18 protein-coding genes are annotated in these 22,391 nt (G+C 66.9%); 10 read left to right on the forward strand and 8 right to left on the reverse strand.

Annotation, left to right across the window (positions count from 1 at the left end; translation table 11 throughout):
• The coding region (locus B1964_RS21800; RefSeq protein ID WP_079931248.1) for a histidine kinase at nt 1-1,003 on the reverse strand (1,003 nt) is incomplete at its 3' end.
• A gap of 116 nt (nt 1,004-1,119) precedes the next feature.
• On the opposite strand from B1964_RS21800, the gene B1964_RS21805 reads away from it, so the two are divergent.
• Nucleotides 1,120-1,680: a hypothetical protein gene (locus tag B1964_RS21805; RefSeq protein ID WP_079931249.1), complete on the forward strand. Its 561-nt coding sequence runs from the start codon at nt 1,120-1,122 to the stop codon at nt 1,678-1,680.
• A gap of 188 nt (nt 1,681-1,868) precedes the next feature.
• On the opposite strand, the gene B1964_RS21810 is transcribed toward B1964_RS21805, so the two are convergent.
• From B1964_RS21810 to B1964_RS21820, 3 genes are all read right to left on the reverse strand, one after another.
• On the reverse strand, nt 1,869-3,536 hold the full coding sequence (locus tag B1964_RS21810) for an AMP-binding protein (protein ID WP_079931250.1): 1,668 nt from the start codon (nt 3,534-3,536) through the stop codon (nt 1,869-1,871).
• Nucleotides 3,533-4,498: a cyclase family protein gene (locus tag B1964_RS21815; RefSeq protein ID WP_079931251.1), complete on the reverse strand. Its 966-nt coding sequence runs from the start codon at nt 4,496-4,498 to the stop codon at nt 3,533-3,535. The genes B1964_RS21810 and B1964_RS21815 overlap by 4 nt, the downstream gene beginning before the upstream one ends.
• A gap of 149 nt (nt 4,499-4,647) precedes the next feature.
• Nucleotides 4,648-5,484: a TetR family transcriptional regulator gene (locus B1964_RS21820; RefSeq protein WP_079931252.1), complete on the reverse strand. Its 837-nt coding sequence runs from the start codon at nt 5,482-5,484 to the stop codon at nt 4,648-4,650.
• A gap of 91 nt (nt 5,485-5,575) precedes the next feature.
• On the opposite strand from B1964_RS21820, the gene B1964_RS21825 reads away from it, so the two are divergent.
• Nucleotides 5,576-7,330, forward strand: a complete 1,755-nt coding sequence (locus B1964_RS21825; protein ID WP_079931253.1) for an AMP-binding protein — start codon at nt 5,576-5,578, stop codon at nt 7,328-7,330.
• A 33-nt stretch (nt 7,331-7,363) separates the two neighbouring features.
• Here B1964_RS21825 and B1964_RS21830 read toward each other — a convergent pair whose 3' ends face one another.
• Complete coding sequence (locus B1964_RS21830; RefSeq protein ID WP_020172380.1) at nt 7,364-8,746, reverse strand: aminotransferase class I/II-fold pyridoxal phosphate-dependent enzyme; 1,383 nt, start codon at nt 8,744-8,746, stop codon at nt 7,364-7,366.
• Nucleotides 8,747-8,940: 194 nt separating this feature from the next.
• On the opposite strand from B1964_RS21830, the gene B1964_RS21835 reads away from it, so the two are divergent.
• Genes B1964_RS21835 through B1964_RS21860 form a run of 6 tightly spaced genes read left to right on the forward strand, consistent with a single transcriptional unit; the run spans nt 8,941 to nt 16,629 of the window.
• On the forward strand, nt 8,941-9,789 hold the full coding sequence (locus B1964_RS21835; protein ID WP_079931254.1) for a nitrilase-related carbon-nitrogen hydrolase: 849 nt from the start codon (nt 8,941-8,943) through the stop codon (nt 9,787-9,789).
• A 26-nt stretch (nt 9,790-9,815) separates the two neighbouring features.
• The gene (gene hydA / locus B1964_RS21840; RefSeq protein ID WP_006372473.1) at nt 9,816-11,237 is read left to right on the forward strand and encodes a dihydropyrimidinase; all 1,422 of its coding nucleotides are present in this window, start codon (nt 9,816-9,818) and stop codon (nt 11,235-11,237) included.
• A gap of 7 nt (nt 11,238-11,244) precedes the next feature.
• Nucleotides 11,245-12,270, forward strand: coding sequence for a TIGR03842 family LLM class F420-dependent oxidoreductase (locus B1964_RS21845; RefSeq protein WP_079931255.1), 1,026 nt, complete (start codon nt 11,245-11,247; stop codon nt 12,268-12,270).
• A gap of 1 nt (nt 12,271) precedes the next feature.
• Nucleotides 12,272-13,603, forward strand: a complete 1,332-nt coding sequence (locus B1964_RS21850) for an aspartate aminotransferase family protein (protein WP_079931256.1) — start codon at nt 12,272-12,274, stop codon at nt 13,601-13,603.
• Nucleotides 13,600-15,096, forward strand: a complete 1,497-nt coding sequence (locus B1964_RS21855) for a CoA-acylating methylmalonate-semialdehyde dehydrogenase (RefSeq protein ID WP_020172379.1) — start codon at nt 13,600-13,602, stop codon at nt 15,094-15,096. The genes B1964_RS21850 and B1964_RS21855 overlap by 4 nt, the downstream gene beginning before the upstream one ends.
• A gap of 24 nt (nt 15,097-15,120) precedes the next feature.
• Entirely contained in the window at nt 15,121-16,629 is a 1,509-nt protein-coding gene (locus B1964_RS21860) for an NCS1 family nucleobase:cation symporter-1 (protein WP_006372481.1), read from the forward strand.
• Nucleotides 16,630-16,650: 21 nt separating this feature from the next.
• Here B1964_RS21860 and B1964_RS21865 read toward each other — a convergent pair whose 3' ends face one another.
• From B1964_RS21865 to B1964_RS21875, 3 genes are all read right to left on the reverse strand, one after another.
• A complete protein-coding gene (locus B1964_RS21865) occupies nt 16,651-18,363 on the reverse strand; it encodes a protein kinase (protein ID WP_253194115.1) in 1,713 nt (570 codons plus the stop codon).
• A gap of 212 nt (nt 18,364-18,575) precedes the next feature.
• Nucleotides 18,576-19,058, reverse strand: coding sequence for an Hsp20/alpha crystallin family protein (locus tag B1964_RS21870; RefSeq protein ID WP_006372483.1), 483 nt, complete (start codon nt 19,056-19,058; stop codon nt 18,576-18,578).
• A 109-nt stretch (nt 19,059-19,167) separates the two neighbouring features.
• Complete coding sequence (locus tag B1964_RS21875; RefSeq protein ID WP_079931258.1) at nt 19,168-20,337, reverse strand: nitrate ABC transporter substrate-binding protein; 1,170 nt, start codon at nt 20,335-20,337, stop codon at nt 19,168-19,170.
• Nucleotides 20,338-20,677: 340 nt separating this feature from the next.
• Here B1964_RS21875 and B1964_RS21880 point away from each other — a divergent pair, with 340 nt between their 5' ends.
• The gene (locus tag B1964_RS21880; protein ID WP_079931259.1) at nt 20,678-21,454 is read left to right on the forward strand and encodes an ABC transporter ATP-binding protein; all 777 of its coding nucleotides are present in this window, start codon (nt 20,678-20,680) and stop codon (nt 21,452-21,454) included.
• A gap of 149 nt (nt 21,455-21,603) precedes the next feature.
• Complete coding sequence (locus B1964_RS21885; protein ID WP_253194116.1) at nt 21,604-22,353, forward strand: ABC transporter permease; 750 nt, start codon at nt 21,604-21,606, stop codon at nt 22,351-22,353.
• The last annotated feature ends 38 nt before the right edge of the window (nt 22,354-22,391 follow it).

A 22,391-nucleotide genomic window follows, 5' to 3' on the forward strand; every position in this document is an offset into this window, starting at 1 on the left:
GCAGGAGCTCGGGGTCCATGCCGACGCCGTCGTCCTCGACGGTGATCACACAGTCGGTGCCCTCGTCGCGTGCGGTGATCGTGATCGATCCGCCGCCCTTGGCGGCCAGTCCGTGCCGTACCGCATTCTCGACCAGCGGCTGCAGGGCCAGGAACGGCAGCACAACACCCAGAACCTCGGGCGCCACATGCAGTTTCACGTCGAGCGCCGGGCCGAAGCGTGCGCGCTCGAGGGTCAGGTAGCGGTCGATGTTGCGCAGCTCGTCGGAGAGCAGGGTGTACTCGCCCGCCGCGCGGAACGAGTAGCGGGTGAAGTCGGCGAACTCGATGATCAGTTCGCGTGCCCGGTCGGGGTCGGTGCGCACGAATGACGCGATCGTGTTGAGCGCGTTGTAGATGAAGTGCGGACTGATCTGTGCACGCAGGGCGAGGACCTCGGCCCGGTCGAGCCGCGCCCGTGAGGCGTCGAGCTCGGCCAGCTCCACCTGATCGGAGACATACCGGGCGACCTCCGCGATGGCGCCGAGCATGCCCGGGCCCGGGCGGCTCACCGTCGCGACGACGAGCGCTCCCGCGCCGGCGTCCCCGGCGATCAGCGGTTCGGCGACCAGCGCGCGTACCGGGGAGTCCGGGCCGGACGGATCGTTGACGAGTACCCGCCGCTGCTGCGCCAGCGCCGACGCCGCCGCCGCGTCGGCCGCGGTCAGCACACGTGTGGTCCACACCGGGTCGTCGTCGTGGGCGAGTGCTTCGGCGTCCGCGTCGTACAGGGCCACCCCCTGCGCCGCGGTCAACGAACGCAGAGGTGGCAGGGCGTCGCGCGCGGACTCGGCACCGAGCCCGCCCCGTAGTGATCGCGCAGCCAGCGACGCCGTGTGCAAGGCAGTGTGCACGGCACGCTCGGTCGGCGTCGCGACCACCCGCCGGGTCCGGATGAGCACCACGAGGCCGACGACGATCAGCGCGGCCAACACCACCACGATCGCCGCGAGATCACTCGACATCGGAATTCACCGACTCATTGTCGCGCGATCGGCGAGTCCGGGATCGGAACATTGCCGGATGTGTCGTACAGTTTTCGCGGCGATGGCAGGGGGCCAGCGTGAAGGGGGAATCCAGAATGGAGCGATATCTGTCGACGAGGCTCGTGGGTGTGCTCGGGGCAGCGGGGCTGATGGCGATTGCGCTGACCGGCTGTTCGGCGCTGCCGTTCAGCAAGTCCACGCCGGTCTCTTCGGTCACCGAGAGCCAGGACGCGGGCGGCGACGTCGACTTCGACGCCGCGATCGGAGCGTGCGTCTACCTGTCCGGCACGATGATGGATGCCAAGATCGACCACGCGACCTGCGGACAGGCGCCCGCCAACTATGTGGTGGTGGCCAAATCGCCGACCAAGGAGGCCTGCCCGTCCGACGTCGACCAGACCTACTACGTCACCCAGGGCGGCACACAGCAGGGCGCGCTGTGCCTCGACACGGATTGGGTTGTCGGACAATGTATGACGGTGCCGAGCTTCGGCGACCCGGCGCACGTCCCGTGCAGTTCCACCGATTCCGACGCTCGTCGCATCCTTGCCGTACTGCCCGGAGCGACCGACGAGAGTGGTTGCCCGGACGCGACGACGAACTACTACACCTACGATCAGCGCCACAAGGTCGTCTGCGTGGAGAAGCTGAGCTGAGAGTTCGGCGCCGACAGCGCCCGCTAGCACGCCGACAGCGCCCGCCAGACCACTGACAGCGCCCGCCCACACGCCGACAGCGCCCGCCCACACGCCGACAGCGCCCAGTGCAAACGCCGACAGCGCTTTGCTGGGCGCTGTCGGCGGTGAGGAGAGCGCTGTCGGCGCTGGGGAGGGCGCTGTGGGTGTCAGCCCTGGTCGCGCAATTCCCGCCGCAGGATCTTGCCGGTGACGGTCTTGGGGAGATCCCCGACCACCTCCACCGAGCGCGGGTACTTGTAGGCGGCCATCTGCTCCATGCAGAAGGCGATCAGTTCGTCGGGATCGACGGACTGTCCCTCCCGAAGGGACACATAGGCTTTCACGGTTTCGCCACGATAGTCGTCGGGTACGCCGACCACAGCTGCCTCACGCACCGCCGGATGGGTGTACAGCACGTCTTCGACCTCACGTGGCCACACCTTGTAGCCCGAGGCATTGATCATGTCCTTCTTGCGGTCGACGAGATAGAACCAGCCGTCGGCATCCATGAAGCCAACGTCACCGGTGTGCAGGGCGCCGCCGGGGATCGACTTCTCGGTGGCCTCGGGCTTGTTCCAGTATCCGGGCACCACCTGTGGGCCCGACGTCACGAACTCGCCGACCTCGCCGACGGCGACGTCGTCGCCTGCCTCGTCGACGACGCGCACCACCGTGTTGAACACCGGCACACCCACCGACAACGCACCCGACGCGGGATCGACCGGCGCCCGAACACCCAGCGGCACACCGTGAGACGGAGAATTGGTCTCGGTGAGTCCGTAGATGTTGTGGATGTAGGCCCCGAAGACCTGCTCGAGCCGATCACCCATCGCCGGGGCGATGGGCGCGCCACCGGAGTACAGGATGCGCAGACTCTCGAAGTCGTCGGCGCTCGCGCCCGGCGCCGACGCGAGAGCGTTGAACGCGGTGATCGCGGCGACGGTGAACACCGGACGGTGTTCACGGATGGCGTCGAGCATGACCGACGGCTCGAAGCGATGTGCCAGGATCAGCGGTGAGCGGGCGATCATCGCGAACATGACGTGACCGACCAGTCCGGTGATGTGGAACAGCGGCGCGATACCAAGGATTCCTTCGCCGGGTTTCAGTCCGGTCCAGTCCCGATAGGTTTGCGCGTTGAACGCCAGGTTGCCATGGGTGTTCATGGCGCCCTTGGGATTACCGGTGGTTCCCGACGTGTAGGCGAGGACGGCCAGATCATCGGGGCCGGGGGAGACCTCGGGGAGATCGCCACCGACGAAGTCGTCGATGATGGTCACCAGATCGAGAGTCCCCTCGGGCCGGGTGCGCTCGAGCTCGGCGAACAACCGGGGATCGCCGCGCTTCTGGAAATCCAACGCGGAGCACGTGATCACGGTGTGCACCGACGTCGCCCCCGACTCGATGACCCCCTTGGCGACACCGGTGTAGAGATCGTCGAGGGTGAGCAATGCCACGGCACCGGAATCAGTGAGCAGATAGGTGAGCTCGCGGGCCTTGTTCATCGGGTTGATCGCCACGGCGACGCCGCCGGCCCGCCACGCGGCCAGGAGTCCGATCACGAACGCCGGATTGTTCTGGACGTACAGACCGAGGCGATCGTCATCGCCGAAACCGTGCTCGCGCAACGTGACCGCGACGGCACGCGAGGCGCGATCGACCTCGGCGAAGGTCAACGACTGATCGAAGTAGATCAGGAAGACGTCGTCGGGATTCTCGGCGACGGCGGCGTCGAACAACGCCAGGCCCGACGCGTACTCCGTCGTGATGTCACCGGCGGTGCCCGGTGGGTACAGCGACAACCACGGCCGCGCGGCGTAGAGACCCTCGCTCACTTGATCACCACCGGGTTGACCGGCGAGCCGGTGGCGTTGTGGATCTTCAACGGTGCTGCGACATAGAAGAACTCGTACACTCCGTCGTCGGCGCAGTCGGCGGCGAGCTTCTCGAGATCACAGATCTCGGTGAAGGCGATGCCGAGGTTGCGCATCAACGCGTTGTGCAGCACCAGGGCGACACCGTTGTTGGGGTCGGTGGTGATCTCGTTGGCGATGGTGTCGGTCACCAGGTTGGGGATCTCCTTGGCCTGGAACCATTCCACGAGTTCGGGCGAGTAGACCAGGCCCGGCTCGCAGAAGTCGTCGTAGAACTTGTCGCCCTGCTGGAAGAACAATTCGAGATGGTTGGTCCGGATGATCAGGATGTCGCGCGGCTTGATCTCGATTCCCTGTGCCTGCGCACACTTTTCGAGATCGGTGTGATCGTAGGTCTCGCGCGGGCCGAGGTGGTCGACGCCGCGGTGGCGCGCCATGTCGAGCAGCACGGCCCGGCCGGCGACGCCACGCTCGGCGATCGGCTCGACGCTGGCCTTGTCGAGGCCGCCGATGGTGGTCCGGGCGTCGAAGCCGTTCCAGATCTTGCCGCCGTACCAGACGTGTCCCAGCGCGTCGTACTGTGTGGAGCCCTGCAGGAAGGCGTTGATCTTGTCGTCGGCGTAGTGCAGGCCGCCGGGGAACGCGGGGCCGTCGCCACCGTCGTCCCAGTGCGACTCGTCGAGGATCATCTCGCGGGTGGCGGGGCTGCGGCCCGGCCAGACCGGATCACCCTTCGGGTCGCCGATCAGGCGTTGCAGGGTGAACAGTGTGCCCTTCTTGATGAGCGACGCGCCGGCGATCACCTGTTCGGCGGTCAGGTAGTTGAGGCTGCCGACCTCGTCGTCGGGGCCCCATTTGCCCCAGTTGGTCGGCGCGTTGTCGAGGAGTTCGGTGAGTGCAGGAGCTTCGGGAGCGGTGGTCATCGTTGATCCTCCAGTGATGAGCGAATGTTCTGAACTGTCCGAGCGATCGTTCAGGCCGGGTTCAGTGAGATGAGCATCACAGATGCCCCCGGGGTGCGTCAACCCCCTCGGCACAGCGGTGTTCGGGTGACGAAGTGCGCCGGGCGAGTTCAGTTCTGCTGAACTCGATGGCCCATCATCGCCAGGGCGAGTTCGGCGTATTCGGCGGCGACCTCGGCCGGTGATTGCGGGCCGCCGGGCGAGTACCAGTAGGGCAATGCCATGCACATCGTGGCAATGGCCCGTCCGGTGTTGTGCGGGTTGGGGGTGGTGAACTCGCCGGCCGCCACGGCGTCCGCGGCAACGACGTCGAGGTGCTGTTGGACACGGCGTCGGGAGTCGGCGACACGGGTTCGGTCGGGCTCCTCGAGGCTGCGCATCTCGGTGGCGGCGATGAAGGCGAGGTCGCGCCGGTGCGTGTGGCACAGGGCGAGCGCCTCCACCATGAGCGCGAAAGATGGCACCGGATGCGGATTTTCGTCGGCAGCCGCCGACATCCGCCAATGCACCTCGGTCATCATGACGTCGAAGAGCGCGACGAGTAGCTGCTGTTTGCTCCGGTAGTGGTGATAGATCCCGGCGACGCTGATCCCCGCCGCGCCGGCGACCACGCGCATGGTGGCACCGTGATAGCCGGTCTCGGTGAACACTTCCACCGCGGCGGCCAGGACGGGGTCGAGGTCGAGGTCGGCGAAGTGTCGCCAGTCGTCATCCCCGCGCGCCGGGGTCGGACGGACGAAGGTATCGCCGGCCAGCAGGGCGCCGGCGGTTACCCCGAGCACCGCGGCGACGGCGTTGAGTCGCTCGACGGTGACGGCGACCTTGTTGTTCTCGATCGCGCTCATCGTGCCGACACTGACCTCGAGGCGCCCCGCGAGATCACGCAGGGTCATCCCCGCGTTCTCCCGCGCTCGTCGCACCGCGGCACCCACCGCAGGTTCAGTCACGCTGAACAATGTACGGGTCGAGTCGGGCGCGCGTCGCGATTCGTGCGTTCACCACTGCTGCACGGGTTGCGGCCGTACACTCACGCACGCGATGCGCACACCAGACGACCCTGATCCCCGACGATCGACGAGCGGCCCGGGCGCCGGCGACTACGATCGGCGCCCGTGGCTGGTCCACTATGCGCCGGATCTGGGTGCGCACCTGACACCGGGCGCTGCGAATGCATTGCAGATGTTCGAGGCGACCGTCGCCGACCGGCCCGACGAGATCGCCCTGGACTACCTCGGACAGACGATGACGTGGCGGGAGGTCGACGAGGCTGCCGACGCGGTGGCCGGTCTGCTGGTCGCGCGCGGCTTCGCACCCGGCGATCGACTCGCCCTGCTCCTGCAGAACGACCCCGCGTTCGTCATCTGTCTCGTCGCGGCGTGGCGGGCCGGCGGGATCGCCGCGCTCATCAGCCCGATGGTCACCGCCGACGAACTCCGGCAACGACTCCACGACCACACGCCGACGGCCCTGGTCGCCCTCGACGACCTCTACCTCGACGTCGTCTCACCACTGCTCTCCGACGGAACCAGCAGTGTGCGCGTCGTGATCACCACGTCACCGGTGGACGGACCGAGCGGTCCGGTCGACGAGCCGAGGCTCTTCGCCGAGGTCACCCGCCGCACCGTCGCCGATGCCGTCGACCTGCGCACACTGATCGCGAATGGGCATGCGCGGCAGGGCTTTGCGCCTCGACCGATCGGCCCGCGGGACATCGCGGTGGTGATGGCCACCTCCGGAACCACCGGGCCGCCGAAGGGGGCATGCCTGACCCACGCCAACGTCGTGTTCAGCGCGCACGTCTACCGACGATGGTGCGCACTCGGGGCCGAGCCGATCCTCGCCGCCTCCCCGCTGTTCCATGTCACCGGTCTGATCGGCGCCGCGGCACTGTCGATGCTGACCGGGTCCCCGCTGGTACTCACCCACCGGTTCCGGGCCGACGTCGTCCTCGACGCGATCCGCCGCACCCGGCCCCGGTTCATGGTCGCGGTGATCACCGCCTACATCGCACTTGCCGACGAACCATCCTTGCTGCCAGAGGATCTCGACTCCCTGGAACTGCGGTTGTCCGGTGGGGCGCCGATCGATCCGGCGATCGCCTCGCGCCTACAGGATCGTCTCGGAGGCTACATCCACAACGTCTACGGACTGACCGAGACGTCGTCGCCGTCGCATATGGTGCCCATCGGCGCGCAGGCGCCCTTCGACTCCGAGACCGGGGTGCTCTCGGTCGGGGTGCCGGTCTTCGACACCGTCGTCCGCATCGTCGGTGATGACGGAACAGATCTACCGCCCGGCCAGATCGGCGAGCTGGTGGTCTCCGGCCCGCAGGTGATCGGCGGCTACTGGCGTAACCCTCGTGCCGACGCCGAGGCCTTCGTCGGCGGCGAATTGCGCACCGGGGACATCGGTTTCATGGATACCGACGGCTGGTTCTACGTCATCGATCGCAAGAGCGAGATCATCAACGCCTCCGGTTTCAAGGTCTGGCCCAACGAGGTCGAACGGGTCCTGCGCACTCATCCCGCGGTCGTCGACGCGGCGGTGGTCGGCATCCCCGACGATTACCGCGGCGAGTCGGTCAAGGCCTTCGTTGTTGTTGCCGAAATGGAAGCCTCCGAAAAGGATGTCGCCGAGGAGGATTCGGCAGAGACGGTCGCGCCGACCGAGCAGGAGCTCATCGACTACTGCCGAGATCATCTGGCGGCCTTCAAGTATCCGCGCGAGATCGAGCTGGTCGGCGAACTGCCCCGCACCGCCACCGGGAAGTTGTTGCGGCGCAAGCTGCGGTGAGGTGTCCCTGTCCGACCCCACCACCGGCCCCGATCACCGCAACGGGTAGAAATCCGCCTGGTTTCCCGACGCCGCTGCCGCGAGGGTCGCCGCGACCCGCTCGACGTCGTCGCGCAGCGTGGCGATCGTGACGCGCACGTGGTCGCCACCGCGCTGCGGCTCGACGATGAACGGATCGCCCGGTGCGACCTGAATACCGTTGGCGGCCAGATGGATCAATGCGTTGCGTTCGTCGGAGACCGGCACCCACACGTTGAGGCCGTCGGTGCCGCCCACGTCGATTCCCTTGTCCGCCAACGCCTCGACCAGTGCCGCGCGGCGGGCCCGATACGCCGCGCGGGCGTTGTCGACGGCGGCGACGGACGCCTCGTCGGTGAGCAGTTCATAGAGCACCCGTTGCAGCAGCCGCGGGGTCCAGCCGGGGCCGAGCATGCGGGTGGCGGTGACCCGGTCGATCACCTCGCGCGGACCGGTCATCGCGGCGATCCGCAGGTCCGGGCCGTGTGACTTGGAGAAGCTGCGCACATGGACCACCTGATCGGGCAGCCACCGGCCCAGGCTGATGTCGGGGGCGGCCACGGCGGCACCGCTGTGGTCGTCCTCGATGACGACGCACCGCGTCCCCCGGACGGCACGCGCGAGATCGCGGGCGCGGGACGCGGTCATACTGACACCGGTCGGGTTGTGGGCACGCGGCTGCAGGAGCGCCACCGTGGGGGCCTGGGCCATCGCGCGGGCGAACGCATCCGGATCGGGCCCGTGGCGGTCGATCGGCACCGGGATGTGTTGCAGGCCAAGGGTGTCGAGGAGATCGAGGAACTGCGGAAACGTCGGGTCCTCGACGATGACGCGGTCACCGAAGCGGGTGACCGCCTGCAGCGAGCGGGTCACCGCGTCGAGGGCGCCGTCGACGACGGTCAGTGCCTGCGCCTTGGACGGCCAACGGGTGCGCAGCAGGTCGCCGAGCTCGGGAACCACGGGATGATCGTGATAGCTGGTCGTCGCGGCCCGCTCGGCCACATTCGACAGTGCGGCTTTCAGTTCGGGGAGCAGCTCGGGGTCCGGTGACCCCTTCGACAGGTCGAGCCCGATGCTGCCGTGGGTGCGGGCCATCGTCGCGGTGCGCGACACCCGGGGCACGTCCGGCGCGATGGCGCCGTCGGCGACGAACGTGCCGCTGCGTCCGCGCGAGACCACCAGGCCCGAGCGGGACAACGCCTTCCACCCGTAACTGACGGTCGCGGGGGAGACCCCGAGCTGGGCGGACAGGTCGCGCACCGTGGGCAGGCGATCACCCGGGACGAGTTCACCATTGCGGATCATCCGTCCGATGGCGCCGGCGATCCCCGCAGGTGTGGGGTCGTCGATCACGATGCGCTGCGGCGTCACCTCGGTGGTGGGGTCGTGCACGGTCATCGGATACCTCGGTGGGTCGGTCGGGGCGGTCGGTCGGGATCGAGAAGTGTCTTGTGAGGAGATTCTGTCGTTTCGGCCCCGCGGTCGTAACACATACTCCATAGTGAGAAATATTCCGGAAATGTTTACTCGCCAGAGTGTCATTTATTCAATCACAAGTTGACGAGTCCCACCGACGACGGAGGAAACAAGCGATGACCGTGATCAGAGCGGCGATCACCCAGGTGGAATGGACCGGGGACGAGGAGTCCATGGTCGTCAAGCACGAAGGCCTGGCCCGCGAGGCCGCGGCTCAGGGCGCGACCATCGTCTGCTTCCAGGAGCTCTTCCACGGTCCGTACTTCGGGATCGTCGAAGACGCCAAGTACTACGAGTACGCGCAGTCCGTCCCGGGCCCGCTGACCGAACGCTTCGCCGCGATCGCGAAGGAACTCGGCATCGTCATCGTGCTGCCGGTGTACGAGGAGCAGATGGCGGGCCTCTACTACAACACCGCCGCGGTCATCGACGCCGACGGCAGCTACCTGGGCAAGTACCGCAAGAACCACATCCCCGACGTCGACCGCTTCTGGGAGAAGTTCTACTTCCGGCCCGGCAACCTCGGCTACCCGGTCTTCGACACCGCGGTCGGCAAGGTCGGCGTCTACATCTGCTACGACCGGCATTTCCCCGAGGGCTGGCGGGAACTGGGCCTGAACGGCGCCGAGATCGTCTTCAACCCCTCGGCCACCAAACCCGGGCTCTCGAACCGCCTGTGGGAACTCGAGCAGCCCGCCGCCGCGGCCGCCAACCAGTACTTCGTCGCCGCCAACAACCGGATCGGCACCGAGAGTGGCGAATTCGGCGACAAGGCGGTTACCTTCTACGGCAGCTCCTACTTCGCCGACCCGCGCGGCAACTACGTCGGCGAGGTCGCCTCCACCGACACCGAGGAGATCGTGATCCGCGACCTCGATCTCGACCTGGTGCGCACGGTCCGCAACGACTGGCAGTTCTACCGCGATCGCCGCCCCGACAGCTACGACGCCATCCCCGCCCGCTGACCGCGCCTTCTCGCGAGAGGATCTCCATGGCAACCACATTCATCCACGGCGGCACCGTCGTCTCGGCCACCGGCAAGGGCACCGCCGACGTCCTGGTCGACGGCGAACGCATCGTCGCCCTGCTCGAACCCGGTTCGACGGTGCTCGGCGCCGATCTGGCCACCACCGCCGACACCGTCATCGACGCCACCGGCAAGTACGTCATCCCGGGCGGTATCGACGCACACACCCACATGTCGATGCCGTTCGGCGGCACGCAGGCCAGCGACACCTTCGAGACCGGCACGCGGGCCGCGGCGTGGGGTGGTACCACCACCATCATCGACTTCGCCGTGCAGAAGTTCGGTGAGCGACTGCAGGATTCGCTGGCCACCTGGCACTCGATGGCCGACGGCGAATGCGCGATCGACTACTCGTTCCACCAGATCGTGGGCGACGTCAACGCCGACTCGCTGGCCGCCATGGCCGGCCTGCAGGACGAGGGCATCACCAGTTTCAAACTGTTCATGGCCTATCCGGGCGTCTTCTACAGCGACGACGCGCAGATCGTGCGGGCCATGCAGGTCTCGGCCGAGACCGGTTTGCTGACCATGATGCACGCCGAGAACGGTCCGGCGATCGACGTCCTCGCCGAGCAACTCGTCGCCGCGGGCAAGACCGATCCGTACTATCACGGCATCGCCCGCGCCTGGCAGTTGGAGGAGGAGGCCACCCATCGGGCGATCATGCTCGGAAACCTCACCGGCGCACCGCTCTACATCGTGCACGTCTCGGCCAAGCAGGCCGTCGGCCAACTCGCCGCCGCCCGCGACGCCGGACAGAACGTCTACGGTGAGACCTGCCCGCAATACCTGTATCTCTCGCTCGAGGATCAGCTCGGCGCACCGGGGTTCGAGGGCGCCAAGTGGGTGTGCTCGACGCCGCTGCGATCCAAGCACGATCACCACCAGGACGAGGTGTGGCAAGCCCTGCGCACCAACGATCTGCAACTGGTGTCCACCGACCACTGCCCGTTCTGCATGAAGGGCCAAAAGGACATGGGCATCGGGGATTTCACCAAGATCCCCAACGGCATCGGCTCGGTCGAACACCGGATGGACCTGCTCTACCAAGGGGTGGTCGACGGCAAGATCAGCCTCGAACGCTGGGTGGAGATCACCGCGACCACCCCGGCCCGGATGTTCGGCCTCTACGGACGCAAGGGTGTCATCGCACCGGGCGCCGACGCCGACATCGTGATCTACGACCCCGCCGGGCACACGTCGATCGGCATGGGCAAAACCCACCACATGAACATGGACTACTCCGCGTGGGAGGGATACGAGATCGACGGCGCCGTCGACACCGTCCTGTCCCGCGGTTCGGTGGTCGTCGCAGACCGTGACTACGTCGGCACCAAGGGCCACGGGAAGTTCGTCCGCCGAGAACTCAGCCAGTACCTCATCTAGGAGCATCATGGATTTCGGAGTTGTCCTGCAGTGCCATCCGCCGTCGGCGCGCACCATCGCGCTCACCCGCCTCGCGGAATCGCATGGCTTCAGCCATGTCTGGACGTTCGACTCGCACGTGCTGTGGCAGGAGCCCTACGTGCTGTTCGCCCAGATGCTCGCCGAGACCCGGCGCGTCACGGTGGGGCCGATGGTCACCAATCCCGCGACGCGCGATTGGACGGTCACCGCATCGCTGTACGCCACGCTCAACGAGATGTACGGCAATCGCACCATCTGCGGTATCGGGCGCGGTGATTCGGCGGTCCGCGTCACCGGCGGCAAGCCGACCACCCTGCGTGATCTGCGCGAGTCGGTGAACGTCATCCGCGAACTCGGCAATTCCCGTGAGGTCGAGATCAACGGCTCCACGGTCCGATTCCCGTGGAGCTCCGGTTCGTCACTGCCGGTCTGGGTGGCCGCCTACGGCCCGAAAGCGCTGGCGCTGACCGGTGAGATCGCCGACGGATTCATTCTGCAACTCGCCGATCTCGACATCGCGTCGTGGATGATCGACACCGTCCGCTCCGCGGCCTCGGATGCCGGCCGCGACCCCTACGACGTGAAATTCTGTGTGGCAGCACCGATGTACGTCGGCGACGACCTCGATCACCAGCGTGATCAGTCCCGGTGGTTCGGCGGCATGGTCGGCAATCACGTCGCCGACATCGTCGAACGCTACGGCACCGACGGCTCGGTCCCGGCCGCCCTCACCGACTACATCAAGACCCGCGAGGGATACGACTACAACCAGCACGGCCAGGTCGGGAACACCCACGCCGACTTCGTCTCCGACGAGATCGTCGACCGCTTCTGCGTGCTGGGGACCGTCGAGGACCACCTCACCAAACTCGAGGCGCTCGGCAAACTCGGTGTCGACCAGTTCGCCGGCTACCTCCAACACGACAACAAGGAGGAGACGATGCGCATGTACGGCGAGCACATCATCCCGACCCTCACCCGCGGCGGCGTCGCCGTGCGAAAGGAGCAGTGAGATGAGCACTCTCGAGAGCTCGGTGCACGAGCGCGCCTATCAGCTCGACCGCCAGTACGTCTTCCATTCGTGGTCGGCGCAGGCCGATCTGAACCCGATGGTCATCACCGGCGGCAGCGGTTGCCGGGTGTGGGACGATGCCGGGCGCAGCTACCTGGACTTCTCCAGCCAGATGGTCAACACCAACATCGGGCATCAGCATCCGCGTGTGGTGGCGGCGATCGCCGAGCAGGCACAGACGTTGTGCACCATCGCCCCGGCGACGGCCAACCTCGCCCGCGGCGAGGCCGCCAAACGGATCGTCGACCGTGCCCCCGACGGGTTGAACAAGGTCTTCTTCACCAACGGCGGCGCCGACGCGGTGGAGAACGCGATCCGCATGGCCCGCCTGCACACCGGCCGTGACAAGGTGCTCAGCACCTACCGCTCCTATCACGGCAACACCGGTGCCGCCGTCGTCGCGACCGGCGACTGGCGACGCGTGCCCAACGAATTCGCGCGCGGCCACGTCCATTTCCACGGTCCCTACCTCTACCGTTCGGAGTTCTGGGCGAGCACCCCGGAGCAGGAATGCGAACGGGCACTGGCACATCTGGAGCGAACCATCGTCGCCGAGGGGCCCGCGAGCATCGCGGCGATCCTGCTCGAATCGGTACCCGGGACCGCGGGAATCATGGTGCCGCCGCCCGGCTACCTCGCCGGCGTGCGCGCGCTCGCCGACAAGTACGGCATCGTCTACATCGCCGACGAGGTCATGGCCGGATTCGGCCGCACCGGAACGTGGTTCGCCTTCGAACCGCACGACGTGGTGCCCGACCTCATCGCCTTCGCCAAGGGCGTCAACTCCGGATACGTGCCGATCGGCGGGGTCATCATCTCCGACGCCATCGCCGAGACCTTCGCCCACCGGGTCTTCCCGGGCGGACTGACCTACAGCGGGCACCCGCTGGCGGCGGCGTCGGTCGTCGCCGCCCTCGACGCCATGTCCGAGGAGGGCATCGTCGAGAATGCCGCACGCGTCGGCGCCGAGGTCATCGGACCCGAACTCGAGGCGCTGGCAGCGCAATTGCCGATCATCGGCGAGGTCCGCGGCGTCGGCGTGTTCTGGGCGATCGAGCTCGTCACCGACCGTGCCACCCGGGAACCGCTGCCCGCGGCGCAGGTGGCCGGACTGAAGTCCGAACTCGCCGCGCGCGGGCTGCTCGCGTTCACCGCCGAGAACCGCATCCACGTGGTCCCGCCGTGCATCGTCTCCGACGACGAGGTCCGCGAGGCCATGGCCATCTATCGAGAAGTACTGTCCAGCAAGACGATCGAAGGAGTGACGAAGTGACCACCACGGTGCTCGACCATTACGTCGGGGGCAAGGCATGGGCGGGGGATTCCGAGCGCACCTCTCCGGTCTACGACCCGGCGCTCGGTGAGGTCAGCAAGCAGGTGCGGTTGGCCAGTGCCGCCGACGTCTCGCAGGCCGTCGCCACCGCCGTCGGCGCCTTCGACGGGTGGGCCAACGCCTCCATCGCGGCGCGTCAGGCAGTCATGCTCCGCTTCCGCGAACTGCTCGCCGCGCGGCGCGACGAGCTCGCCGAGATCCTGACCGCCGAGCACGGCAAGGTGCTCTCCGACGCGGCCGGCGAGATCGCGCGCGGACTCGAGGTCGTCGAGCTTGCCCTGAGCATGCCGCAGCTGTCCAAAGGTGAGTTCTCCCAGAATGTCTCGACCGGTGTCGACGTGTACTCGGTGCGCGAGCCGGTGGGCGTGGTCGGGATCATCAGCCCGTTCAACTTCCCGGCGATGGTGCCGCTGTGGTTCTTCCCGCTGGCCATCGCGGCCGGCAACACCGTGATCCTCAAGCCCAGTGAGAAGGACCCGTCCGCGGCGAACTGGCTCGCTGAGCTGATGACCGAGGCCGGTCTGCCGCCCGGAGTGCTCAACGTCGTACACGGCGACAAGGAGGCCGTCGACGCCCTGCTGACCCACCCGGACGTCCCGGCGATCTCCTTCGTAGGGTCCACACCGATCGCGCGGTACGTCTACGCCACCGGCACCGCACACGACAAGCGGGTGCAGGCACTCGGCGGTGCGAAGAACCACATGCTGGTGCTGCCCGACGCCGACCTCGACCTGGCCGCCGACGCCGCGGTCAACGCCGGATTCGGCAGTGCCGGTGAGCGATGCATGGCGGTGTCGGTACTGCTGGCGGTCGACTCGATCGCCGACGAGCTGATCGAGCGCATCGCCTCCCGGATGGCCGGCCTGCGCACCGGCGACGGCCGCAAGGGCTGCGACATGGGTCCGCTGATCACCGCGGCCCACCGCGACAAGGTGTCGGGCTACATCGACATCGCCAAGGCCGACGGCGCCCGCGTCGTCGTCGACGGTCGCGACGGCGAGTTCGACGGCGGCGCCGACGGATTCTGGCTGGGCCCGACGCTGCTCGACGGGGTGCCGCTCGACTCGGCGGCCTACACCGACGAGATCTTCGGACCGGTGCTCTCGGTGGTCCGGGTGCCCGGCTTCGCCGAAGGCGTCGAGATCATCAATGCTTCTCCCTACGGAAACGGCACGGCGATCTTCACCAACGACGGTGGGGCCTCCCGACGATTCCAGCGGGAGGTCACCGTCGGGATGATCGGGATCAACGTGCCGATCCCGGTTCCGGTGGCCTACCACAGTTTCGGGGGTTGGAAGGCGTCGCTGTTCGGCGACGCGAAGGCGTACGGCAGTGCCGGTTACGCCTTCTTCACACGGGAGAAGGCGGTCACATCGCGGTGGCTGGATCCGTCACACGGCGGCATCAACCTGGGTTTCCCCCAGCATGATTGACCCACTTCACTTTTCGGAGAACTGATGACCGACACAACAATTCAGCAGACGCCGGAGCGTTCGGCGCTGCTCAATGCAGATCTCGCGCCCACCGCGGAGGGCAAGGCCACCTGGCGCTCGTGGGATCTGTTCTGTCTGTGGATGACCTCGGCACACAGCCTGGGTAGCTACACCTTCGCCATCGGCATGCTCGCCCTGGGCCTGTCCGGGTGGCAGACGATGCTCGCGCTGTTCGTCGGCGTGCTCGGACTCTGGTTGGGCTCCAACCTGATCGGTGTCGCCGGGCAGAAGGTGGGCGTACCGTTCCCGGTGTTCGCCCGCGCCACCTTCGGCATCTTCGGCGCCAACATCCCCGCCCTGTTGCGCGGACTGGTCGCGGTGTTCTGGTACGGCATCCAGACCTACCTGGCATCGCTGGCGGTGATCGTGCTGATCGTGCGCATCTGGCCGGGCATGGAATCGTGGACCACCGGTGGTTTCCTCGGGCAGAGCCCGCTGGGCTGGATCACCTTCATGGTGCTCTGGGCGGTGCAGTTGCTGGTGCTCAGCTACGGCATGGAAATCGTCCGCAAGGCTTCGGATTTCGCGGGACCGGTGGTGTGGATCGGCATGATCGCGCTGGCCATCTGGATGCTCGAACAGGCCGACTGGAGCATCAACTGGCATGCGCGCGTCGGCGACGTGTTGTCGCTGCCGAGTACCATCGCCGCCTTCGTCGCCGTCGCCTTCCTGATGATCGCCTACATGGCCGGCCCGCTGGTCAACTATGCCGACTTCGCACGGTTCGCGCCGTCGAAGAAGGCGATCAAACGCGGCAACGCCCTGGGCATCCCACTCAACGAGACGGCATTCGTGGTGCTCTCGATCATCATCTCCTTGTGCTCGCTCAAGGTGTTCGGCGACGGCACCCTCGACCCGGTGGCGCTGGTGTCCAAGATCGACTCGAACGTCGTCGTGGTGATCGCCGCGGTGTTGTTCGCGATCGCCACCGTGGGCATCAACATCGTGCTGAACTTCGTCTCGCCGTCCTATGACATCAGCAACGTCGCGCCCAAGTACATCTCGTTCCGGACCGGCGGCATCATCACCGCGGTGCTCTCGATCGTGGTGTTGCCGTGGAAGGTCTGGGGTAGCGAGACCGCGATCGTGTACTTTCTCGGCGGTGTCGGTTCGTTGATGGGCCCGGTGTTCGGCATCCTCATCGTCGACTACTACCTGCTGCGCAGGGAGAAGACGAAGGTCGCCGATCTGTATTCGGTCGACCCCGACGGTGCCTACCACTTCACCCGGGGATTCAACCCGGCCGCGGTGGCGGCATTGGTGATCTCGGGTGTGGTGGCCGCGCTGGTGGCGCTGGTGCCCGAGTCGCAGAACATCACGGCGTTGAGCTGGCCGGTCGGCGCGGCGCTCGGCGCGATCCTGATGCTGGTCCTGAGCCGGTTCACCGGTGCGGGTCGGGTCGCGGGTCGCTCGACCGCCGACGTCCCGGTGGAGTCCGAAGTCGGAAGCGAGGTCACCGGCTCACAGGCGTGAGCCGCTGCGGCACCATCGTTCTCAGGCCCGCGTCCCCGTCGACACCTCGTCGTCGGCGACGCGGGCCTTGCCGGTGATCACGGCGTCGCCGAACACCACCGCATCGCCACCGACGTGGGCCTCCCCACTCACCTGGGCATTCCCGTGAACCCGTGCGCGCCCGTCGATCACGGTGCTGCCGCCGATGGTGGCCGCTCCGGAGATCCGGACGTGCCCACGCACCCGCGCATGACCTCCGACCCGGCAGTTCTCGGACAGGATGGCGTACTCGTCGACCAGTGCGTTCTCGGCGACCCGGCTGTGGCCGCAGACACGGGCGTTGCCGATGGCGCCGGCGTCGCCGTCGATGACCGCCTCCTCGTACACCCACGCGGTGCCCGATACCCGTGCGTGCCCGATGATCTCGGCATCACCGGAGATCCGGGCGCCGCCCGAGACGACGGCGTCGGCGAACACCGATGCATTGCCGTCAACCCGTGCGGTACCGCGGATCTCGGCACGATCGCCGACGAAGGCGTTGTCGCGGACGGCGGCATTGTCGGCGACCCGGGCCTCGCCGACCACCCACGCCTGGTCGCCGACCCACGCCTGATCGACGACGTTGTCCGCCGAGGCGACCCATCCGCCGAGATCACCTGCGCTCACCCGGTGTTGGGGGAGATCGCGGATCGCGCGAATCCGGCGGAGCGCCACGGTGTGCGAGGTGCCCGAGAGTGTGTAGGTGAATTCCTGTGCGGCACCGACGAATTCGATGTGCGAGGGCACCAGCGTCGGTATCGAACCCGACGAAACCTGGTTCTGGGCATAGGCATCGGCGGGCGAAGGCGCAGGTGGCGGCGCAGCGACCGACACCGGTGCAGGTGTAGCCGGCGTCGGAGTCGACAGGGCCACCGACAGTGCGTGAACGAATTCCGCGCACGATGGGTACCGCTCGCCGGGGGTCTTCGCGAGGGCGCGCAGGAAGACGGGGTCGATGGCCGGCGACAGGTCGGGACGCATCGCCGAGATCGACGGCGGCGGATCGACGAGGTGTGCCTTCATGATCGTCGCGACGGTGGGCCCCTGGAATGGTTTGCATCCGGTCAGCAGTTGGGCGGCCATACACGCCAGGCTGTACTGATCGGATCGGCCGTCGAGCTCGTGGGCCGAAAGTTGTTCGGGCGAGCAGTAGTCGAAGGTGCCGATGAAGGTACCGGCCGCGGTGAGCCCGTCGTCGGCACCGATCTGACGCGCGATGCCGAAGTCGCCGAGCAGGGTCTGGTCGATCTCGGTGTCGATGAGGATGTTGCCCGGTTTGACGTCGCGGTGCACGATGCCGCGGCGATGCCCGAAGTCCAGGGCGCGGGCGGTGTCGCGCAGCACGGCGAGCACGGTCGGCACCGGCATGCCCTGCGGTGCATCGGCGACGAGTTGGGCGACCGACGTGCCGCGCACGAGACGCATGCTCATCCACAGCAGTCCGTTGTCGTCACCGCAGTCATAGATCGACACGATGTGCGGATGTTCGAGGGTCGCGGCGAGGTGCGCTTCGCGTCGGAACCGTTGGCGGAATCCGGGGTCGGCCGATACCGAGGCGTTGAGCACCTTGAGCGCGACCATGCGCGGTAGCCGCGGGTGATGGGCGGCGTAGACGGTACCCATGCCGCCTTGTCCGAGGATGTCGGCCACGCGGTATCCGGCGATCTGTCGCTCACCGGATCGTTGCATTCCCCGCGCCTCCACTGCATCGAGCACCGCACTTGTTGTCGGCGCGCGCCGCTTTTTCCGCCGCACCGCCGTGCGTGACGTTAGCACCGGTATTGCGGAGAATGCGTGCTCGAGCGAGGGAGATGACACCGATCGAATGAGCACACCATTCCAGTGAGCGACTGTGCCGATCATGCAGCGGCGCCGCCCGGAAGAGTTCCGGGCGGCGCCGCTGGGGAAGGGGTGATGGGGCAGGGACGTCAGCTCGCGTCGGACGAGCCGTCGGTGATCTCGATGCGCCGGGCGACCGCGGGTGCGGCCTTGGTGAGCTCGAGACGCAGGACTCCGTCGGTGAGGGTGGCCTCGACCTTGTCGGCGTCGACCTCGCCCGGTACCCCGAGGCGATAGTCGAACTTGCCGGTGCGTCGGGTCTGATGGCGTACCTCGCCGGTGCGTTCGACCTCGGTGGTCTCACCGTGCACATGCAGGACGTTGTCGTCGAGTTCGACGCTGATGTCCTCACGCTTGATGCCCGGCAGCTCTGCCTCGACGATGTAGGCGCTCTCGGTCTCCTCGACGGTCACCGCCGGGGTCCACGCGTCGGCGAACCGCGTGGGTTCGAGCCCGGCGAAGGCGGTGTCGAAGAAGTCGAGCAGTCCGCGGTTGTCCTCGAACATCCGGAACGGGCTCAAGAACGGGGTCGCGGCGCGACGGGCGGGAACGAGACGGCCGTTGGTTGCCATGATGATCTCCTTTGACTCGGGGGTGCTCCGTGTGGAGCAATCTTATGTCAAGTTGAGCGCACCACTATCAAGTTTTATTCCCGTCGGCACCAACTGACATCGCCCCTGGTCAACGGACGTTCTGGTCGATGAACTCGGTGGTGTACAGCTGCGAGGCGGGCAGGGTGGCCGGCAGGTTCGCACCCGTCTTGTTCAACACCGGGATCAGCTCGTCGATCGAGGTCTGGGCCTTGGTGAGGTCGTAGCCACCCCAGACGCCCGCGGAATCCGGACCGATCACGCCCTTGTCCTTGAGCAGTTGCGCCGAGTAGGCGGCCTCGCCCTTGCTGTAGGGGGTAAACGCGACGTCCTGGCTGACCCAATCGGTGATCGTGGTGTTGATGGCCTCGGGTGCGGAGACATAGTTCTTGCCGGTCTGCTGGATCATCGGGACCAGCTTGGTCAGGCAGGCGCGCAGTGAGTCGAGTTTGTTGGCGCGCACGGTGACGTTCGAGGCGTACACGTCGTAGCCCGCGTCCTTGACCATCGCGTACGCGACGCGCTTGTCCCAGGACGGCGTCTCGTGCTCGTAGGTGTACGGCTCGGAGTTCGCGAAGCCCTGCTGTGCGATGGTCGGGTCGCCGACGAAGCGGGCCGGGGCGCCGTCGTATCCGGTGTCGAGCTGGCTCTGTTTGAGCAGGCCCTTGGCCACCAGCCACTGCGGGAAGACCTGGTCCTTGGACACCACGACGGTTGCGTCGGAGCGGCCGATATCGGCGATGGTCTTCCACGTCGGATGTGCCTTCGGGTCCCACATGAGGATCGACGGGTTGTACTGCAGCAGCGGTGTCACGCCGACGACGCGCTGGGCGGTCGCCGCCGAGACCATCTGATCGCCGTGCACCAAGCCGAGATCGATCGAATCGTCGGAGTACATCACCGAGGGCACCGATTGGAATCCGATCGCCGGCCCGCCGGCGCGCAGGGTGATGTCGACGCCGGTGTCCTTGCCGTCGAAGACGAGCGGGCCGGTGGCCGACTTCTGATCGGTGTTGACGCTGTAGCCCGGGCCGAGCAGGCCGATGACGCCGGCCATGTCGGATTGTGGCTGCCACTGGAGTTGCACCACAACATCTTTCGGGCACGATGCGGCGAGGTTGTACTGCGGAGGTGCGGGCGGAAGGCTCGACGCGGCGCCGGAGGTGCTCGACGAGTCGGTGCAGCCGGTGATGGCCGCGAGGCACGTGGCCACCGCGGCGGTGGCCACGGCGGCGCGGAGGGAAACGGTCGGGATTCGCAAGGGGTGCTCCTGGACTGGTTGGACCGAATGAACTGGGTGGAACGGATTGCATGTAAACGTAGGGCACGACGCCGTGTGGGGCCACTTGGCTACATGTAGTCGCCGCTGACCGTCCCTGATCCGTCAGAACGTCCACTGAGCTGGTAATATTCTGGATTCGAACTGGTGGAGCCCACCAGTATGGGGCTGTGCGACACACAGAATTCACAGAGGGTCACGCGATTGCAATACATGTAATCAAGAATCATCACCACGCAGCCGATGTGGTCGCTACATGTAACGCGACCGCATCTCGACCTCGTCCACCCGCCAACTCGCCGGCCCAGCACCAGGAGCGCCCATGAGTCTCATCGACACCGTCAACGAGCCGGACGCCCGGCACCTGCGCAAGGGAGTGGTCATCTCGGTGGCCGGGGCGAGTAAACGATTCGAGTCCGGGACCGAAGCGCTTGCCGAGGTCGATCTCGACATCGCCACAGGCGATTTCGTCGCCGTGGTCGGTCCGTCGGGCTGCGGTAAGTCGACGCTGCTGCGGATGGCCGCCGGCCTCGAGTCGCCGACCTCCGGCAGCGTCGCCCTCTCCACCGACTCGGTCGGCGTGATCTTCCAGGAACCCACCCTGCTCGGGTGGCGTTCGGTGCAGGCGAACGTCGAGCTGTGTGCCGAACTCGCCGGAATGCCCAAGGCGCAACGCAGATCCCGCGCCGCCAACGCCATCGAGGCGGTTGGGCTCACCGGGTTCGAGAAACAGCTGCCGCGCATGCTCTCCGGCGGTATGAAGATGCGGGTGTCGTTGGCGCGCATGCTCGCCAAGGACCCCGAGGTGATGTTGCTCGACGAGCCGTTCGGCGCGCTCGACGAGATGACCCGCCTCGACATGCAATCGGAGTTGCTGCGGCTCTACACCGCACACCGATTTACCGCGATGTTCATCACCCACTCGATGTCGGAGGCGGTGTTCCTGGCCAATCGGGTCATCGTCATGTCCGCGCGGCCCGGCCGCATCGTCGCCGATCTGCGCATCGACTTCCCCTATCCGCGCGACCCCGAACTGCGATTCGACCCGGCCTTCACCACTCACGTGGCCGAGGTCTCCACAACCTTGCGAGGTGCATGATGACCCTGACAAGCGCTGTCCCGAGGAAGAACTCGCCCCCGAAGAAGAACTCGGCCCCGAAGGAGAAAATGGCCCCGGCGACGGATTCCGCCGCGGTGCCGCGCGCGGCGTCGCCGGGAACTGCGGCCCGCGCCCGCAAGGTCCTGGCGATGGTGGCACCCCCGGCGCTGTCGTTCGGTGTCGGGATTGCCCTGTGGTACCTCGTCAGCTACCAGATCCTGAGCCCTGAGCGACGATTCCTGCTGCCCCCACCGCATCAGGTGCTGACCACCTCGCTGCTCGACAAGGCCCACGTCGACCCCATGCTCGACGCGCTGCTCGTCACCGCGCGGGTCAGCCTGGTGGGATTCGTGGTGGCTGCGGTGCTCGGCGTGGGCATCGGCGTCGTGATGAGTCGCGGGGCATTCCTCGAACGCGCCATCTACCCGTGGGCGGTGGTGGCCCAGGTGATCCCGGTGCTGGCCATCGTGCCGCTCATCGGATTGTGGTTCGGCTACGGCATGACCGCCCGAACCATCGTGTGCGTCGTCATCGCGATCTTCCCGATCATCGCCAACACCCACTTCGGGCTGATGTCGGTGGACCGCGGAGCCCACGAACTGTTTACCCTGTCGCGCGCATCGATGCCCGCCCGGCTGTGGAAACTCGAACTGCCCTCGGCACTTCCGGCGATCATGACCGGTTTCCGTACCGCGTCGGGTCTCGTCGTCGTCGGTGCGATCATCGGCGACATGTTCTTCGCCAAGGGCCAGCCCGGCATCGGTACCCTGCTCGACATCTACCGCTCGCGACTGCAATCGGAGGATCTCATCGCCGCGATCATCCTCGCGTCGCTGTTCGGGATCGCGGTGTTCGCCGTGTTCAGCGTGCTCAATGCGCTCGTGCACCGGCGCCGCTGATCAGACCCGCTCACATCCCACTTCCGAAAGAGGCTCAC

Source organism: Gordonia sp. i37, assembly GCF_002043085.1.
GTDB lineage: Bacteria > Actinomycetota > Actinomycetes > Mycobacteriales > Mycobacteriaceae > Gordonia > Gordonia polyisoprenivorans.

Excerpts from the sequence above, each read along its gene's own strand:
- B1964_RS21880 (WP_079931259.1), top strand. The coding sequence starts at position 20,678 with ATGAGTCTCATCGACACCGTCAACGAGCCGGACGCCCGGCACCTGCGC.
- B1964_RS21830 (WP_020172380.1), bottom strand. The coding sequence starts at position 8,746 with ATGACCGTGCACGACCCCACCACCGAGGTGACGCCGCAGCGCATCGTG.
- B1964_RS21845 (WP_079931255.1), top strand. The coding sequence starts at position 11,245 with ATGGATTTCGGAGTTGTCCTGCAGTGCCATCCGCCGTCGGCGCGCACC.
- hydA (WP_006372473.1), top strand. The coding sequence starts at position 9,816 with ATGGCAACCACATTCATCCACGGCGGCACCGTCGTCTCGGCCACCGGC.
- B1964_RS21825 (WP_079931253.1), top strand. The coding sequence starts at position 5,576 with ATGCGCACACCAGACGACCCTGATCCCCGACGATCGACGAGCGGCCCG.
- B1964_RS21860 (WP_006372481.1), top strand. The coding sequence starts at position 15,121 with ATGACCGACACAACAATTCAGCAGACGCCGGAGCGTTCGGCGCTGCTC.
- B1964_RS21870 (WP_006372483.1), bottom strand. The coding sequence starts at position 19,058 with ATGGCAACCAACGGCCGTCTCGTTCCCGCCCGTCGCGCCGCGACCCCG.
- B1964_RS21805 (WP_079931249.1), top strand. The coding sequence starts at position 1,120 with ATGGAGCGATATCTGTCGACGAGGCTCGTGGGTGTGCTCGGGGCAGCG.
- B1964_RS21885 (WP_253194116.1), top strand. The coding sequence starts at position 21,604 with ATGGTGGCACCCCCGGCGCTGTCGTTCGGTGTCGGGATTGCCCTGTGG.
- B1964_RS21835 (WP_079931254.1), top strand. The coding sequence starts at position 8,941 with ATGACCGTGATCAGAGCGGCGATCACCCAGGTGGAATGGACCGGGGAC.
- B1964_RS21850 (WP_079931256.1), top strand. The coding sequence starts at position 12,272 with ATGAGCACTCTCGAGAGCTCGGTGCACGAGCGCGCCTATCAGCTCGAC.
- B1964_RS21815 (WP_079931251.1), bottom strand. The coding sequence starts at position 4,498 with ATGACCACCGCTCCCGAAGCTCCTGCACTCACCGAACTCCTCGACAAC.